The organism is Oxalicibacterium solurbis (assembly GCF_014635845.1).
GTDB classification, from domain to species: domain Bacteria; phylum Pseudomonadota; class Gammaproteobacteria; order Burkholderiales; family Burkholderiaceae_D; genus Oxalicibacterium; species Oxalicibacterium solurbis.
Genome location: NZ_BMDP01000001.1, coordinates 765054 through 782429, shown reverse-complemented (window position 1 = coordinate 782429; position 17376 = coordinate 765054). Strand labels below are relative to the sequence as shown.

At 58.5% G+C, this 17376-nt stretch carries 14 protein-coding genes; 5 read left to right on the top strand and 9 right to left on the bottom strand.

What is annotated here, in order from left to right; all coding sequences use genetic code 11:
• Positions 1 to 13: 13 nt before the first annotated feature.
• The 6 genes from IEV40_RS03740 to IEV40_RS03715 all read right to left on the bottom strand — a co-directional run bounded on the left by IEV40_RS03740 (position 14) and on the right by IEV40_RS03715 (position 7127).
• Positions 14 to 961, bottom strand: coding sequence for an MrcB family domain-containing protein (locus tag IEV40_RS03740; protein ID WP_188419598.1), 948 nt, complete (start codon positions 959 to 961; stop codon positions 14 to 16).
• Positions 962 to 1384: 423 nt separating this feature from the next.
• Positions 1385 to 2173, bottom strand: coding sequence for a hypothetical protein (locus IEV40_RS03735; RefSeq protein WP_188419597.1), 789 nt, complete (start codon positions 2171 to 2173; stop codon positions 1385 to 1387).
• Positions 2174 to 2363: 190 nt separating this feature from the next.
• Positions 2364 to 2900, bottom strand: a complete 537-nt coding sequence (locus tag IEV40_RS03730; protein ID WP_188419596.1) for an FUSC family protein — start codon at positions 2898 to 2900, stop codon at positions 2364 to 2366.
• Between the two features lie 74 nt (positions 2901 to 2974).
• The gene (locus IEV40_RS03725; protein WP_188419595.1) at positions 2975 to 3427 is read right to left on the bottom strand and encodes a GNAT family N-acetyltransferase; all 453 of its coding nucleotides are present in this window, start codon (positions 3425 to 3427) and stop codon (positions 2975 to 2977) included.
• Positions 3428 to 3518: 91 nt separating this feature from the next.
• Positions 3519 to 5432: a molecular chaperone HtpG gene (gene htpG, locus IEV40_RS03720; protein WP_188419594.1), complete on the bottom strand. Its 1914-nt coding sequence runs from the start codon at positions 5430 to 5432 to the stop codon at positions 3519 to 3521.
• Positions 5433 to 5681: 249 nt separating this feature from the next.
• Positions 5682 to 7127 carry an aminotransferase-like domain-containing protein gene (locus IEV40_RS03715; RefSeq protein WP_188419593.1) on the bottom strand — a complete coding sequence of 482 codons (1446 nt, stop codon included), beginning with the start codon at positions 7125 to 7127 and terminating at the stop codon, positions 5682 to 5684.
• A 157-nt stretch (positions 7128 to 7284) separates the two neighbouring features.
• Here IEV40_RS03715 and IEV40_RS03710 point away from each other — a divergent pair, with 157 nt between their 5' ends.
• The 4 genes from IEV40_RS03710 to IEV40_RS03695 all read left to right on the top strand — a co-directional run bounded on the left by IEV40_RS03710 (position 7285) and on the right by IEV40_RS03695 (position 10584).
• Complete coding sequence (locus IEV40_RS03710) at positions 7285 to 7875, top strand: LysE family translocator (protein ID WP_188419592.1); 591 nt, start codon at positions 7285 to 7287, stop codon at positions 7873 to 7875.
• Between the two features lie 18 nt (positions 7876 to 7893).
• Positions 7894 to 8769, top strand: coding sequence for a DMT family transporter (locus tag IEV40_RS03705; protein ID WP_188419591.1), 876 nt, complete (start codon positions 7894 to 7896; stop codon positions 8767 to 8769).
• A 108-nt stretch (positions 8770 to 8877) separates the two neighbouring features.
• On the top strand, positions 8878 to 9336 hold the full coding sequence (locus IEV40_RS03700; protein ID WP_188419590.1) for a RidA family protein: 459 nt from the start codon (positions 8878 to 8880) through the stop codon (positions 9334 to 9336).
• Positions 9337 to 9387: 51 nt separating this feature from the next.
• Positions 9388 to 10584, top strand: coding sequence for an aminotransferase-like domain-containing protein (locus IEV40_RS03695; RefSeq protein WP_188419589.1), 1197 nt, complete (start codon positions 9388 to 9390; stop codon positions 10582 to 10584).
• A gap of 163 nt (positions 10585 to 10747) precedes the next feature.
• Here the strand turns inward: IEV40_RS03695 and IEV40_RS03690 are convergent, their stop codons facing one another.
• From IEV40_RS03690 to IEV40_RS03680, 3 genes are all read right to left on the bottom strand, one after another.
• Positions 10748 to 11872, bottom strand: a complete 1125-nt coding sequence (locus IEV40_RS03690; protein ID WP_229723933.1) for an MBL fold metallo-hydrolase — start codon at positions 11870 to 11872, stop codon at positions 10748 to 10750.
• A gap of 7 nt (positions 11873 to 11879) precedes the next feature.
• On the bottom strand, positions 11880 to 14195 hold the full coding sequence (gene parC / locus IEV40_RS03685) for a DNA topoisomerase IV subunit A (protein ID WP_188419588.1): 2316 nt from the start codon (positions 14193 to 14195) through the stop codon (positions 11880 to 11882).
• A 146-nt stretch (positions 14196 to 14341) separates the two neighbouring features.
• Entirely contained in the window at positions 14342 to 16321 is a 1980-nt protein-coding gene (locus IEV40_RS03680; protein WP_188419587.1) for a DNA topoisomerase IV subunit B, read from the bottom strand.
• 353 nt (positions 16322 to 16674) lie between these two features.
• Here IEV40_RS03680 and IEV40_RS03675 point away from each other — a divergent pair, with 353 nt between their 5' ends.
• Positions 16675 to 17352, top strand: coding sequence for a hypothetical protein (locus tag IEV40_RS03675; RefSeq protein ID WP_188419586.1), 678 nt, complete (start codon positions 16675 to 16677; stop codon positions 17350 to 17352).
• Positions 17353 to 17376: the final 24 nt, after the last annotated feature.

Here is a 17376-nt window from a genome sequence, read left to right as displayed (position 1 = left end):
AGGGGAGGAGGGCTCAGGCTTTAACTTTGACAATATATTTTGCTCTGAACTCTTCAACTCGATTTACGAACTCGCTTCGGTGGATCATTCGATGGCAGTTTGAACAAAGAACGCTGAAGTCTTTTCGGGGATCCAGATGAACTACATCGCCCTGCAGCTCGCTTAGCGGCGTAAGATGATGCGCCTCGATAAAGTCTGCACCTATGCTTCCGTAAGTCTTCAGAAAGTTAAAACCGCAGGCCACGCATGTGTAACCATGCAACTTCTTTACCTTTTGTGCAAGCTTTCGATTTCTCTCTATGCGTTTGTGTTCGCGAAGTCGTTTGAGATTCTCGGGCTCCAGGCCCACCTCATCGTCTTCCGTTTCTGTTCTTCCATAGAGACTAGACTCGTTTTCAACGAGATGTCTGTAGAGTCCAAGGAAACGCTGGAGATCGGCGACGAGAACTTCCTCTGTTGGCAAGGTAGTTCTGGGGTAGAAAACTGCGCAAATCGATCCTTGTTGGTAGTCAGCGCCCAGACCGCTTTTAACGCCAAGGTCGATAGGCCCACAATGCAGCCCCTTGGTTAATGAGCCCAACCGAGCTGCAAAATCCATTGCCCTTGTTGAAAGAGCATGTTTTGTGGAGGCTCCATATTCCTGCCGAACTGTGGTTACTCCTTGGTTTAATGACAGATAGATGCCAGAGCAATCGTCATTTACGAGGTAAACGAGGTAGTAGCCCTGTTGAGCTGTCTCTGTCTTTAGGCGATCAAGCACTGCTATCCAAGGAATATCCGCCCATCTTCCTTTACCTGGACTGCCGTCCACTTCATATCGAAAGGGATCAGATACTACTGCAGCGATCGCATTGGGAATATCTACGCGAAGTATGTCTGCCATGGGATTCTTTGCGAATGCCTGGCTCTTCGCATTTGCGTATTCCTCTAAAAGAAGACTAAGTGCTGCGTGAATACTCATTTTGATACTTGACGTCGGGGGTAAGGGAGTGCAGAGCCGGTTGTCGGCGGAGTGTTTCTTTTGACCGAAAGATTAGGAAGCTAACGGAAGAATACACAAATGTTTATTTCTTAACGGTACCTCGGATGGTGGTGCTCACCAAAGAAGGTGCTGTTTTGTTTTCTACTGTCTTTTGTTTTAGTAATTAAGAGTTGAGGCCCCCACAAGCTGTTTTTGATTCTCGACAAAAAGTTGATTCTGGTTTTGGTAAATCGCATGACGTTCCAGGGTTTCCTTTTGCTCCGTTTGATAGTCGCCCGTGCGCGCCAAGGGTCATCAAACACCAAAATTTCCTAACGTTTGAGTTAAGTGACAGGTTCGACCAGGCCTGTTCGCTTGAAAGAATGGTTATGCCCTAGCGCTCGGGTACTGACTTTTCTGCCATCACGGCCCCGTTACGTCTAGCAATGCTGGGAGCTTGATTAGACCAGCCTGCACCAGGGTAAGCAGCGCAATTACTAACGTCAGCCAAAACATGCGGCGCTGTATTTTTACGCTTTCGACGTGCTTTCTTTCCTGCTCTTCATATTCCTCGATACCCCGAATGGCGTGACCTGTTAGAGCATAAGTTCCGTTGATCATTCGTAACTCGCCGGTGTCTACAAGTGAATTTAGATAGAGCTTAACTTTTTGAAGTTGGGAATCCTTGTCTGGATGCATGACCCACTTAATCGTGTATAGCTCGGTCATTAATTCAATGACGTCGAATTCCTTCTTCCCTTCGAGAGCTTGTGCGATTAGGAATCTTAGAAGCTCTACCCGCTGTTTAGTAACGAGTTTTTTCTTGTTAAAGATGTATTGGTCCGTTGTCGTAAGAGCCCGGTAAATGTGAATTTTTATGTACTCAATGAAGAGTATTCTTCCTAGCACATAGTCATTGATTCCGAAGTACGTAATCTCAGAAAGCCCGTAGTAGTGAGATATTCGAAAATCCTTTGGGTTGACTGTCGAGAGCTTTATCTTTCGTTCATTGGCGTAGCTATTGCCATTCCACTCCATGCATATCATTTTGTCATCAACTAGCGCATTAACCAAGTAATGGGGTTTGTCATCCTTATCTATGGCTACCGTGTAGCAATTTACTTTTGCGCCTCTTTCACCTGAGCGTGGAATAAGCGTCGGGCATGGTTGGCTAAGCGCGTAAGTGATGTACTTCTTGTGGAGGATCTTCATGAACTCTTCCATAGGGCTAACTATACTTAGACAACATTGCATTGATTTTTAAGGTTGTCTAAATCCGTCAAATTCTTGTCGTTTATGCGTGTTCGTATGGGATTCACGGCAAGCCCGCTCGATTTAGGTCGCTTAAAATTACACGAACAGAGAGATTTTCAACGTCTGTCATGCCAAGTTGAACAGCATTTCACAATTCATCTACTTTCTCTTTTTTTTCCTCAACAGACTTCTCCCGCCACTTCTGAAACTGCACATATACTGCCCCTTGCAGTAGCGCCACGATGCTGCCGATGATGACTTCCGTCACACGCAACAGCGCCAGATGCAACTCTTCATGCACGCCGCTTCCCGTGAAGGCGGCAGACAGCAGGATCACGACGGTGATCGGCCCCAGCCGCCAGTTGCTCGGATAGTTCTGCCACAGCATCGCGATGGCGACGGCGACGATCATCGCAATCAGCATGGCGTGGAAGGTCGGGCCGAATACCAGCAGCGAGATACAGGCGACGACGGCGCCAGTGATGGTGTTGATCAGGCGCGCCTTGAAGTTGGCACGCGCGAGGTTCATGTCCGGCTCGGTGACGATGATCAGCGAGATCATCGCCCAGTAAGGTTCCTCGAAGCCGAGCCGGGGCAGGCCGTACCAGAGGATCAGCGAGCCGCACAGGATCTTGATGATGTAGACCAGTGCGTTCTTTTTTGGGCTGATGAATTCAAATGACATGCCTGAAATGATGCTTCTATGGGAGAAGATGGATGTCGGAGCCGTATTGTCGCAGGAATCGCCGGTGTTTATCTCTACTTGTCCGCAGCGGAGGCATCCAGCTTCATGTGCAGGATGGGATAGGGTTTCCCCTGGCCGTCGAGCGGCGAACGATCGATGACGATGAATCCGACATGCCGGTAGAAATCAACGGCCTGAGAATTCTGTTCGTTGACGTCGACCAGCGAACACTGCAGTTCGGCAATTGCATGGGCGACCAACGCCTTGCCGATGCCTTTGCTGCGCATGGCTGGATCGATGAACAGCATTTCGATCTTGCCGTCGTATGTGCCGATGAATCCCCTGATCACATTTTGTACATCGACATACGCGCGCAAGGTGACGGCGGGAAGCCATTCATTCAGCAGGCGAGGCCGCAGTTCGTCGATATAGGCCGCCGGCAGAAAATGATGCGTCGCCTTGACCGAGACTTCCCACAAGTCGATCAAAATAGGGAATTCGGTGGCGGAAACTTCACGAATAGACATGTGATAACAAGAACAGTAATTGATGTAATTGAGGGAGTGTCAAAATAAAAAACCGCGTCTTATGACGCGGTTTTTGCCACCATGGAAGCGATTATTTTCCCGCCATGCTGAGTAGCATGTCGTTCAACCGCTTCACGAATCCCGCCGGATCGGTCAAATTGCCGCCTTCCGCCAGCAGCGCCTGATCGAACAGGATGTTGGACCAGTCGTCGAACTTCGCGTCTTCGTACTTCAAGCGCTGCACCAGCGGGTGGTCCGGATTGACTTCCAGGATCGGCTTGCTGTCTGGCGCATTCTGCCCCGCTGCCTTCAGCATGCGTACCAGATTGGCGGACAACTCGTGTTCTTCCGCAACAAGGCAGGCGGGCGAGTCGGTCAGGCGGAAGGTGATGCGCACATCCTTGGCCTTGTCGGCCAGCGACGTTTTCATCTTTTCGATCAGGTCCTTGTACTGCTCTTCGGTTTCCTGGTGCTGCTTCTTCTCGGTTTCGTCTTCGAGCTTGCCGAGATCCAGGTCGCCTTTCGCAACGGAAGTCAGTTCCTTGCCGTCGAAGTTTTCGAGGAAGGACAGCATCCATTCGTCGACGCGGTCGGTCAGCAGCAGTACCTCGATACCTTTCTTGCGGAAGATTTCGAGATGCGGGCTGTTCTTCGCGGCGGCGTAGGTTTCGGCGGTGACGTAGTAGATATTGTCCTGGCCTTCCTTCATGCGGCCGACGTAGTCGGCGAAGGAGACGTTCTGCACGTCGCTGTCATTCTGCGTGGAGGCAAAGCGCAGCAGCTTGGCGATGCGTTCCTTGTTCGTATGGTCTTCGCCGATGCCTTCCTTCAGCACCTGGCCGAACTCGGTCCAGAAAGTGGCGTACTTGTCTTTCTGTTCCTGCTCGTCGCTGTTGGCGAGCTCTTCCAGCATGCCGAGCACGCGCTTGGTCGAGCCTTCGCGAATCACTTTCACGTCACGCGATTCCTGCAGGATTTCGCGCGAGACGTTCAGCGGCAGGTCGGCCGAATCGATCACGCCTTTGACGAAGCGCAGGTAGACCGGCATCAACTGTTCGGCATCGTCCATGATGAAGACGCGCTTGACGTACAGCTTGATGCCGCCGCGCTTGTTGCGGTCCCACAGGTCGAACGGCGCCTTGGCCGGGATGTACAGCAGTTGCGTGTATTCGCTGCGGCCTTCGACGCGGTTGTGCGTGTAGATCAGCGGCTCGCCGAAATCGTGCGATACATGCTTGTAGAACTCGACGTACTGCTCCGGCGTGATGTCGTTCTTGCTGCGCGCCCACAATGCGCTGGCCTGGTTGACGGTTTCGAGTTCATCCTTGACGACGGTATCTTTCTTTTCTTCGTCCCATTCCTCTTTCTGCATCACGATCGGCAGCGAGATGTGGTCGGAATACTTGCGGATGATGGATTTGATTTTCCACGACGACAGGAAATCGTCCTCACCTTCGCGCAGGTGCAGCGTGATGTCGGTGCCGCGGTTTGGTTTGTCGATTGCTTCGACGGTGAAATCGCCGGCGCCGGTCGATTCCCAGCGCACGCCTTCGTTCGCCGGCAGGCCGGCGCGGCGCGATTCGACGGTGATGCGGTCGGCGACGATGAAGCCGGAGTAGAAGCCGACGCCGAACTGGCCGATCAGCGCCGCGTCTTTCTGCTGGTCGCCGGAGAGTTTCGAGAAAAATTCCTTGGTGCCGGATTTGGCGATGGTGCCGAGATGCTCGATCGCGTCGTCGCGCGACATGCCGATGCCGTTGTCCGAGATCGTGATCGTGCGTTTTTCCTTGTCGAAGGAGACCTTGATCTTCAGGTCGGGATCGTTTTCGAACAGCGCGCCGTTGTTGATCGCTTCGAAGCGCAGCTTGTCTGCCGCGTCGGATGCGTTGGAGATCAGTTCGCGCAGGAAGATTTCCTTGTTGGAATACAAGGAGTGGATCATCAGTTGCAGCAGTTGTTTTACTTCCGCCTGGAAGCCAAGGGTTTGCTTTTCGGGTGCAGCCATTTTTTTCCTCAGAGTCTGGTGAGTGATTGCGGGAATGTTTCGAGAACCGCCGGTTTTGAAGCCGATGTTGAAGCCGTTATTGTAGGCGAGGCCGGATGGCTACCTGCATCGGAAGGGAATACGGCAGGGCGGAAACGAAACGTTGCGGGGAAAGATAAGGACGGCGGCGGCGATTTCAAGGCCATGTCTTGCGGCCGCCGCCGCAGCTGCTGTGAGGTCGTTGTTAAAGTCCGCTGTGGTGGCGACTGGTCAACGGATTTCGCGCTCCAGAAAGCGGATCAGGCCCGGATCGGCCATCGCGGCGACATTGAAACGCATGTCGGTCGTGGGCAGTTGCTTCGGCGAGAACAGGCTGCCGGGCGCCAGCAGCCAGCCTTCGGCCATCGCTTTTTCGGTCAACACATTGCTGTCGCAGCCGACGTCAGCCCAGACGAACATGCCGGCCGGCGTGGCGACGTTGATGCGGATGCCGATGCGTTCGAGCTGGCGCACGTTCTTCTCGCGTACGTCGTCGAGCTTGCCGCGCAGCCGATCGACGTGCTTGCGGTAATGACCTTCGGACAGGATGCGGTAGACGATGCGTTCGGCTAGTTCGTTGGTCGTCAGCGAGGTCATCATCTTGCGGTCGGCCAGATGCAGTGCGATATCGTGCGGCGCGGCGATGAAGCCGACGCGCAAGCTGGCGGCCAGCGTTTTCGAAAAACCGCCGAGATAGATCACACGGTTCAACTGGTCGAGCGCAGCGATGCGGGTGGCCGGCTGCACGGCGGTGCCGGGATGCATATCGCAGTAGATGTCGTCTTCCACAATCATGAAGTCGTGCTGCTCGGCGATTTTCAACACCTGAAAGGCCTTGGCGGCGGACAGCGAAGTCGAGGTCGGATTGTGCAGCACGGAATTAATGACGAACAGCCGCGGCTTGTGCACGGCCGCCAGTTCGGCCAGCTTGCCGATATCCGGCCCGTCCGGCAGGCGCGGGATGCCGACCACCTTGATGCCCAGCATCGAGAACGAGGCGAACATCAGGTACCAGGCGGGATCGTCGACGAAGATGGTGTCGCCGGGTTGCGTGAAGTGACGCGCGACGACATCCAGCGCCTGCGTCACGCCGCAGGTGGTGACGAACTGTTCGGGCATGGCGGCGATTTCCAGCTCGGCCAGTTTCAGTCGGAGTTGCTGGCGCAGCGGCAGGAAGCCCTGCGGATTGCCGTAGTGGAGCAGGGCGCTCTGGTTCTGCCGGCCGATGCTGCGCATCGCGCTGGTGATCAGTTCGCTGTCCAGCCATTCGGCCGGCAGCAGACCGCTGCCCGGTACTTTCTGCGACGGCATCTGGCGGAACATATTGCGCACCAGCCAGACCACATCGATCTGCGGCGCGGCAGAGCCAGCCTGTTTGGCATGACGTGCCTGCGGCGCCTGCATCGGCGCGCGATCGCGCACGTAGAAACCGGAGCCGCGCCGCGATTCGAGAAAGCCCTGCGCGACCAGCCGGTCGTAGGCTTCGACCACGGTGAAGCGCGAGACGCGATGCTGGTCGGCGAATTGCCGGATGGACGGCAGGCGGGTGCCGGTGCGCAGCAGCCGGTCGTCGATGCGCGATGCGATCGACTGCACGATCTGTTCGACCAGCGAACTGCCGGCCTCGCGCGACAACGATGTCGCATGCGGTGAAAGAATGTGATCCGTATCGGTCATTTTGCCGTGACAGTCGGTCAATTAAATTGAAAAGTGTATTGGTACTGTACCGGTATTTGTCGATTAGCATAGACCACCGGAACGGAACCGGCAAATCGCTTCAGGTTTTTGCCCGGATTTTTCGTTTCCGAAATCAACGATAACGATACATCCCACCATGGAATCCCTGTTTCCGCTCGCGCTGTTTGCCTTCGTCTCCACCGTCACGCCGGGGCCGAACAACATCATGCTGACTTCGTCCGGCATTCGTTTCGGTTTTCTGCGCACGATGCCGCATATCTTCGGCATCGTCTTCGGATTCCTGATCCTGATGTCGCTGTGTGCGGCAGGAATAGGCAGCCTGATCATTGCGATCCCTGCTTTGCATACGGCGCTGAAGATCGCCGGTTCCGGCTATCTGGTTTGGCTGGCGTGGCAGTTGCGCGGCATGGCGTTCGACCGCGAGGCGGAAGCGCAGGCTCGGCCGATGTCGTTTCTCGGCGCGGCACTGTTCCAGTTCGCCAATCCGAAAGCGTGGGTGATGGGCATCACGGGTGCATCGGCTTTTCTGCCTGCGGTGCAACCGATCGCGCTGGCGATTGCAATTTTTTGCATCGTCTTTACGGTGATCGAATTGCCGGCCATCATGCTGTGGGCAGGAATGGGCGCGGTGCTGCGCCATTATCTGACGCAGCGTAAATGGCAGTTGCTGTTCTGCGGCGTGATGATCGTGCTGACGCTGTATGCGGCGCTGGCAATCTGGCTGTAACGGAGAGGGAACGCAGACATGACGCAGGAAACCAAAGGCATGTGGTTGGGCGCGCTGGGCATTGCGATGTTCAGCCTGACGCTGCCGTTCACGCGCATCGCCGTGCTGGAGATGGACCCGGTACTGGTGGCGCTGGCGCGGGCGGTCATCGCTGCGCTGTGCGCGGCGCCGCTGCTATGGTGGGAGCGCGCGGCTCTGCCGGATGCGGCGCAGGTGCGTTCGCTGCTGATCACGGCGGCCGGCGTGGTGATCGGTTTTCCGGTCTTCATGTCGATCGCGATGCACGATGTGCCGGCTTCGCACGGCGCGGTGGTGCTGGGCATCCTGCCGCTGATGACGGCGCTGTTCGCGGCGCTGCGTTTCGGCGAACGGCCGTCGACCGGATTCTGGATTGCGGCCTTGCTCGGCAGCGCGCTGGTGGTCGCTTTTGCATTGCGGCAGGGCGGCGGTGAATTGCACATGGCCGATCTGTTGCTGTTCGCGGCCGTGGTTTCCGCTGCGATGGGTTATGCCGAGGGCGGACGCCTGGCGCGCACGATGGGCGGCCCGCATGTGATTTCCTGGGCCTTGTTGCTGTCGATGCCGATCGTGCTGCCAGTGACGATTGTGCTGCTGTGGCACCACGGCATGCAGGCGTCGCCGATGGCGTGGGTGTCGTTCGGTTATGTGTCGCTGTTCTCGATGTTCATCGGTTTCTTCTTCTGGTATCGCGGGCTGGCGCTGGGCGGCATCGCCCGTGTCGGCCAGGTGCAGCTGATCCAGCCGTTCCTGACGCTGCTGGGTTCCGCGCTGCTGCTCGGCGAGGTGCTGGAGGCGGACAACTTCCTGTTCGCGCTGGTCATCATTGCCGTGGTCGCGATCGGCAGAAAGATGCCGATTGGGCGGCAGGGTTGAGCAGGATTTGAGATAATCGCGGTTTCCCTTTCCAATCTGCCCGGCCGGTTTTCGGCTGATGCGGCGCGCCTCCCGGCGACGCTGCCGGCAACCGACCTGGAGCGCCGCATGTCCTTCTACGACAAACTGAAAGCACTGAACATCGAACTGCCGTCCGTCTCGGCGCCTGCCGCCGCCTATGTGATGTACGTGCAGACCGGCAATACCGTCTTCATCTCCGGCCACATCGCCAAGAAGGACGGCAAGCCATGGGTCGGCCAGCTCGGCAAGAACATGACGACCGAAGAGGGCAAGGAGGCGGCACGCGGCGTGGCGATCGACCTGATCGCGACGTTGCAGGCTGCCTGCGGCGGCGACCTGAACCACGTCAAGCGCATCGTCAAGCTGATGAGCCTGGTCAATTCCACTGCCGATTACACTGAACAGCATCTGGTGACGAACGGCGCATCTGAACTGTTCGGCGAGGTATTCGGCGAGCAGGGCAAGCATGCGCGTTCCGCATTCGGCGTGGCGCAGATCCCGCTCGGCGCCTGCGTCGAAATCGAACTGATCGCCGAGATCGCCTGATGACATGACGCGGTACTTCGCGTCTGTCCCGTATCCCTCACGAACCAATTCATGAAGATCAACAATCCGAAGCCGATAGCCTGGCAATTCTCCCGACGTGCACAGCAATTGCAGAGTTCGGTCATCCGCGAAATCCTGAAAGTCACGATGCGGCCGGAGATCATCTCGTTCGCCGGCGGGCTGCCGTCGCCAGAGACGTTTCCGATCGAGCGGATGAAAGAGGCTTTCGATACCGTGCTGTCGCGCCAGGGCAAGGTCGCGCTGCAGTACGGGCCGACCGACGGTTACGGTCCGCTGCGCGAATGGATCGCGCAATCGCTGTCCACGCCGGACAATCGCATCGCGATGGAACAGGTGCTGATGGTGTCCGGTTCGCAGCAGGCGCTGGATCTGCTGGGCAAGGTGTTGATCGATGAAGGCAGCAAGGTATTGGTCGAGACGCCGAGCTATCTGGGCGCGCTGCAGGCGTTCTCCGTCTATCAGCCGGAATTCGTTTCGGTGCCGACTGATGACGATGGCCTGCTGCCGCGGGAAGTCGAGAAGATCGCCGACGGCGCGCGTCTGCTGTATGCGCTGCCGAATTTCCAGAACCCGACCGGCCGCACGATGCCGGTGGAGCGTCGCCTGCAACTGGTGGAAACCTGCGCGCGTCTCGGCCTGCCGCTGATCGAGGACGATCCATACGGCGCGCTCAGCTATCGCAACGAGCCGCTGCCGAAGATGGTGGCGATGAATCCGGACGGCGTGATCTACATGGGTTCGTTCTCCAAGGTGCTGACGCCCGGCATTCGCCTTGGCTACGTGGTCGCACCGGTGCCGCTGATCCGCAAGCTGGAGCAGGCCAAGCAGGCGGCCGATCTGCATACGTCGCAGCTGACGCAGATGGTGGTCTACGAAACGATCAAGGACGGTTTCCTGTCGCAGCACATCCCGTCTATCCGCACGCTGTATGCGAATCAATGCCAGGCGATGCTGGATGCGATGCAGGAATTTTTTCCGGCTGGCGTGACGTGGAACAAGCCGGAAGGCGGCATGTTCATCTGGGTCAAGCTGCCGACGCATATCGACAGCATGCAGTTGCTGGAAGAAGCGATCGAACATCACGTCGCCTTCGTGCCGGGCGCGCCGTTCTATGCGAACGAGCCGGAGAAGAATACGCTGCGGCTGAGCTTCGTCACGGTGCCGCCGGCGAAGATACGCGAGGGCGTGGAAAAGCTGGCGAAGCTGATCGCAGCGAAGATGAAGTAGATCGTGTGTCGATATGGAAGGCCGAGAACCTGAAGATCGGCAATCGGGAAAAAAAAGCGGACAAATTGTCCGCTTTTGTTTTTTGGTCTTTGCAATCCTTGCGCGTCATTCTCGAAGCAGCTCCATGCATTGGCAATGCACAGAACTGCGGGAAAGCGCTGCGTCAGAACCGTATCGTCTCGCCCAGTTTCAGCGTGACGAAACGATCGGCCGGAATGCCGTCCTGTTGCAGGGCACGCGCCAGCGCTTTCGGCGGTTCGTCCAGCGATTCGTCGGCCATCTCGAAGGTGCCCCAATGGATGGCGATGGATTTGTCCGCATGTACGGTTCGGTGGATTTGTACAGCTTGTGCCGGATCGACGTGCTGCGCCTGCATGAACCAGCGCGGTTCGTAGGCGCCGATCGGCAACAGTGCGAGATCGAAACGATGAAAGCGTTTGGCGATGTCGTCGAAGTCTTTCGACAGGCCCGTATCGCCGGCGAAGAAGAAGGAAAACGGCGAGGAGAACGGCGCTTGCGATGGATCGGGATTGGTGGCGTCCGCTGCTGCCGGCGCCTGCACCGCCCAGCCGCCCCATAATGTCCTGAAACCATCGCTCAGGCCGCGTGCCGACCAGTGCTGCACCGGCACGAAATTGAAATCGATGCCTTTCAGCGTCTTCTTGTCCCACCAGTCCAGTTCCTGCACGTTCGTGATGCCGATGTCGTTCATCCACGGCTTGATGCCGAGCGGCACCAGAAACAGCGGTGCGCCGCCGGCCTGTGCGTTCAGTTTCAGCACCGTCGCACGGTCGAGGTGATCGTAATGGTTGTGCGAGATCAGCACGACGTCGATGTGCGGCAACTGCGCGAAAGGCAGTCCGGGCTGCGCATGCCGCTTCGGACCCATGAAGCTGAAGGGAGAGGCGCGCTCCGACCAGATCGGATCGGTCAGGATGTTCAGGCCGCGCAGTTGCACCAGCACGGTGGCGTGGTTGATCCAGGTAGCGGAAGTGGTTTGCGTATTCGCTTGCAGCCACGTTGCATCGGGTTCGGTGCGTGGTGTCGCATAGCCGTCGGCCGGCGGTTTCGGCAAGCCTTGCGTCAAGCGCTCCCACTGCCATTTGAGAAAGGATGCGTCGCCCTTGCCTTCGATGTAGTTGTTGCGAAAACCGTCCGGCGTGTGGTGGCGCTTGTCCGGATCGTAGTAGGGATTGCCGCCGCTGCAGCCGGTGACGAAGGCGGCAGCGGCCAGCATCAGGTGCAGCAGGCTCGTCCTGCGTCTGGCCGTTCCTGCTGCCTTCGGCATGTCTGCCTTAGCCTTGCGGTGCCAGCGCAGCCGGCTTGATCTTCGCATCCAGCGCCTTGCCCTTGCGCGCACGCTTGCCGATGTGCGGCGCGAGTGCGGATGCGGACAACGTCACTTCCTGCGTCTTGCCGCCGCGACCGGCACCGGTGACGATCACGCCGCGCTGGCTGATGGCCTGGGCGGCTTGCAGCTTCTCGCCTTTTTCCAGATCCATCAGGATCACGCCGCGGCCGCCAGCCGACAGCGACTTGATTTCGTCGAGGCCGAACACCAGCAGGCGGCCTTTTTCCGACAGGCAGGCGATTGCGCTCGCATCTGCCATCAGCGGTGCCGGCTTCAGCGGCTCGTCACCATCGTCGAGCGTGATGAAGGATTTTCCGCCACGCGTGCGTGCCGTCATGTCGCCAGCCCTGGCGATGAAGCCGTAGCCTGCGGTGGACGACAGCAGCAGCGTCGTCTCCGGCGTGCCGGCGAAGTAGTGCAGCACGCGGGTGCCGCTGGCTAGTTCGATCAGCGTGGTGATCGGCACGCCGTCGCCGCGCGCACCGGGCAGTGCGGAAACCGGTACCGAATAGATGCGGCCGTTGGATCCGAACACCAGCAGCGTTTCGACCGTGCGGCATTCGAAGGTGCCGTACAGCGCGTCGCCGGCCTTGAACGTGAACTGCGCCGGATCGTGGCCGTGGCCGGTACGCGCACGCACCCAGCCTTTCTGCGAGATGACGACGGTGACCGGTTCGTCGACGACCTTGGTTTCGGCCACGGCACGTTCGGCGACTTCGATCAGCGTGCGGCGGTCGTCGCCGTACTGTTTCGCATCGGCTTCGATTTCCTTGATGATCTGGCGCTTCATCGACGACGGATTGTCGAGCAGATCGTGCAGCGTCGCTTTCTCGCTGCGCAATTCTGACAGTTCCTGCTGGATCTTGATCGTCTCCAGCCGTGCCAGTTGGCGCAGGCGGATTTCGAGGATGTCTTCGGCCTGGCGATCGGACAGCTTGAAGGCATCGATCAGCGCCGGTTTCGGTTCGTCCGATTCGCGGATGATCCTGATCACCTTGTCGATGTTCAGCAGGATGGCTTCACGGCCTTCGAGGATGTGGATGCGATCGTCCACTTTCTGCAGGCGGAACTGTGTGCGGCGCGTCACCGTCTCGAAGCGGAACGTGATCCATTCCTGCAGGATGTCGGTCAATGCCTTCTGGCGCGGACGGCCGTCGCCGCCGATCATCACGAGATTGACGGACACACTGGTTTCCAGCGACGTGTGCGCCAGCAGCATGTTCATGAACTCGGTCTGGTCCTGGTTCTTCGATTTCGGCTCGAACACGAGGCGCACCGGCGCATCGCGGCCGGCTTCGTCGCGCACTGCATCCAGCATGCCCAGCATGGTCTGCTTCATCGCCGTCTGTTCCGGCGACAGCGATTTCTTGCCGAGCTTGACCTTCGGGTTCGTCAATTCCTCGATTTCTTCCAGCACGCGCTGCGCCGACACGCCATGCGGCAGTTCGGTGACGACCGCCTGCCACTGGCCGCGCGCGAGGTCTTCGATCTTCCACGTTGCGCGTACCTTCAGGCTGCCGCGGCCTGTCGCATACATTTCGCTGATGGCCGATGGCGCGGTGATGATCTGGCCGCCGCCGGGGAAATCCGGTCCTGGAATCAGTGCCATCACTTCATCGTGCGACAGCTTCGGATTGCGGATCATTGCCACTGCCGCCTGCGCCACTTCGCGCAGGTTGTGCGACGGAATTTCGGTCGCCATGCCAACTGCGATGCCGGACGCGCCATTCAGCAGCACGAAGGGCAGGCGGCCCGGCAGCAGCGTCGGTTCGTCGGTCGAGCCGTCGTAGTTCGGCTGGCGCTCGACGGTGCCCATGTCGATCTCGTCGAGCAGCAATTTCGCGATCGGCGTCAGGCGCGCTTCGGTGTAGCGCATGGCCGCAGCGCCGTCGCCATCGCGCGAGCCGAAGTTGCCCTGACCGTCGATCAGCGGATAGCGCAGCGAAAAATCCTGCGCCATGCGCACCAGCGCGTCGTACACCGACTGGTCGCCGTGCGGATGCAGCTTGCCGAGCACGTCGCCGACCACGGCGGCGGACTTGCGCGGCTTGGCCGCCGCGTTCAGGCCGAGCTCGTTCATCGTGTACAGGATGCGGCGCTGCACCGGCTTCTGGCCGTCGCTGACGTCCGGCAGCGCGCGACCCTTGACGACGGAGATCGCGTAGTCGAGATAGGCGCGTTCGGCGAAGGTGGCCAGCGTCAGCGATTCGCTGTCGTCGGCGGGTGCGGTTTCTTCAAACAGGTTGGCTTGGTCGGTCATCGTGATCTTGCTGGGTTGATTGGTGACGCAAATTCTTCAAAGGTTAAGGTTTCGGCATCGCGGCGAGGACAAGGCGCGCGGCCGCAGACAGTGCCGGGGGCACGGCAAGGCCAAGCAACGCCGTCATCGCCTCGATGGCGGAACCGTCAGATGTCGGCTTCGACTTCGTTGCCATGTTCTTCGATCCATGCACGGCGCGCGGCGGCTTCGCCCTTGCCCATCAGCATGTTGAAGCGTGACTCCGAAGCGGTCTGGTCGAATTCGCCGAGCGAAACCGGCAGCAGGCGGCGCGTGTCCGGATTCATCGTGGTTTCCCACAGCTGTTCGGCATTCATCTCGCCCAGGCCCTTGAAGCGCGAGATGCCCCAGGCATTGTCCTTGACGCCGTCCTTGCGCAACTTGTCTTCGATCGCTTCCAGTTCGCCGTCGTCCAATGCATAAAATTTCTGGATCGGCTTCTTGCCGCGTGCCGGCGCATCGACGCGGTACAGCGGCGGCCGCGCGATGCAGATGTGGCCGCGCTGGATCAGTTGCGGGAAGTGCTTGAAGAACAGCGTCAGCAACAGCACCTGAATGTGCGAACCGTCGACGTCCGCATCGGACAGGATGCAGATGCGGCCGTAGCGCAAACCGCTGACATCAATGTCGTCATTGATGCCGTGCGGATCGACGCCGAGTGCGACGGCGATGTCGTGGATCTCGTTGTTGGCGAACAGGCGGTCGCGCTCGGTTTCCCACGAATTCAGCACCTTGCCGCGCAACGGCAGGATCGCCTGGAATTCCTTGTCGCGGCCCATCTTGGCCGAGCCGCCGGCGGAATCGCCCTCGACCAGGAACAGTTCGTTGCGTGTGATGTCGGTCGATTCGCAGTCGGTCAGCTTGCCCGGCAGCACGGCCACGCCGGACGATTTTTTCTTCTCGACTTTCTGCGCCGAACGCAGCCGCGACTGTGCCTGCTTGATGACGAGCTCGGCCAGCTTCTTGCCGTAATCCACGTGCTGGTTCAGCCACAGTTCAAGCGCAGGGCGCGAGAAGGTGGCGACCAGGCGCACGGCGTCGCGCGAGTTCAGGCGTTCCTTGATCTGGCCCTGGAATTGCGGATCGAGCACCTTGGCCGACAGCACGAAGGAGACGCGCGCGAACACGTCTTCCGGCAGCAGCTTGACGCCTTTCGGCAGCATCGAATGCAGTTCGACGAAACTCTTCACCGCACCAAACAAGCCTTCGCGCAGGCCGGATTCATGCGTGCCGCCGTTCGAGGTCGGGATCAGGTTTACATACGATTCGCGCACCACGGGGCCGTCTTCGGTCCAGGCGACGACCCAGGCCGCGCCTTCACCTTCGGCAAAACCGTCGGCGTCACCGTCCGCATATTGCTCGCCTTCGAACAGCGGAATCAGTGGTTCGGAATGAGAGGTTTGCGCCAGCATTTCGTTCAGATAGCCGCGCAGCCCCTGTTCGTACTGCCAGCTTTGCGATTCGCCGGTCTTGCCGTTGACCAGCGTGACTTTCACGCCCGGCAGCAGCACGGCCTTGGAGCGCAGCAGGCGTTGCAGTTCGGCCTGCGGGATTGCCGACGAATCGAAGTATTTCGGATCGGGCCACGCGGTCACGCGCGTGCCGTTGCGCTTCTCGTCGCGATTGAGCGGACGCGATTTCAGCTTCTCGACGACGTCGCCGTCGGCGAAGGCCAGCGTATGGAAGGCGTTGTCGCGCCAGACGCTGATCTCCAGCCGCTTCGATAGCGCGTTCGTCACCGACACGCCGACGCCGTGCAGGCCGCCGGAGAACGCATAGGCGCCGCCCGAACCCTTGTCGAACTTGCCGCCCGCATGCAGGCGGGTGAAGACGATCTCGACGGTCGGCACCTTTTCTTCCGGATGCAGGCCGACCGGAATGCCACGGCCGTCATCCTCGACGCTGACGCTGCCGTCGGCGTTCTGCGTGACGATGATGTTCCTGCCGAAGCCGCCGAGCGCTTCGTCGGAGGCATTGTCGATGACTTCCTGGATGATGTGCAGCGGGTTTTCGGTGCGGGTGTACATGCCCGGACGTTGCTTGACCGGTTCGAGTCCCTTGAGGACGCGGATGGAGGATTCGCTGTAGTCGGATTTTTTGGTGGCCATGCGGTCGCTGGTTAGATCGTGTGCCTGTATTACTGGGAAAAGCTACAGGCCCAAAGTGTCAAAAGTGTCTGCATTCTAATGAAAAATGCGTTGCCGTATGCTGACGGTCGAGGAATTGCCGAAAAGATATTGTGGCAAAAGCAGGTGATCAATTGTTAAATATGGTTAGATTTGCAAGGCGTTACTGGCGCTTTTCCCGCAAACACGCTCCAATATCGAACAACGCTGTGTTTTTAACATTGTGACGAGACAGAGGGGAGCGAACTTGATCCGCGGACGGAAAATCCGCGACGCGGCGTATCGTTGCGTTTCCGGGTAAAGTTCATGATTTACTGTCAACAGCACTGATTCCCATGTCTTCACATCCGACCATTCAACCGTCCCAACCGATCCAGCCCATCGAGAAAATCGTGGTGATCGCATTGCTGCTGTTTTCGGCGATGCTGTTTTTCATCATCTATACGATCGATGTTTCCGTAACCCACAAGCTGACCAGCGAATCCGGCTTCTTCGAAGTGGTGTCGCCGCCGCTGTGGATTGCGCTGGCGGTGCTGTGCCTGTACAAGCTCGGCTTCCAAAAGTGGGGGCTGGGAACTGCAGCATTGAGCCTGATCTTCGCCGCACGCGAAGCGGACCTGCACAAGGCTTTCACTGCACAGAGCATCTTCAAGCACCATTTCTACAAGATGGACGGCGTGCCGTTCGCGCAGAAATTCTGGGGCGGGCTGGTGGCCGTGATCTGCATCGGCATCATGCTGTGGATGCTGTTCGCTTTCATCCTTTATCTGTATCGCACGAAGGGCTGGCGCCAGGCATGGGGCCGTCTGACGATCCTGTCGATCGCATTGGTGATCTTCACCAAGATCTGCGATCGCCTGGAAGCGACGCTGAATGTCGATTACCACATCTTCCTGACGGAAGTGCAGGGGGAGATTTGCAATATGCACGAAGAAGGCTTCGAAATGCTGCTGCCTGTCGTGTTTGCAATCTCGCTGCTGGTCTGGTGCCGCCACGTGCGCGGCGACAGATAGCGCAGCTCCGCACTGAAGCCGGGA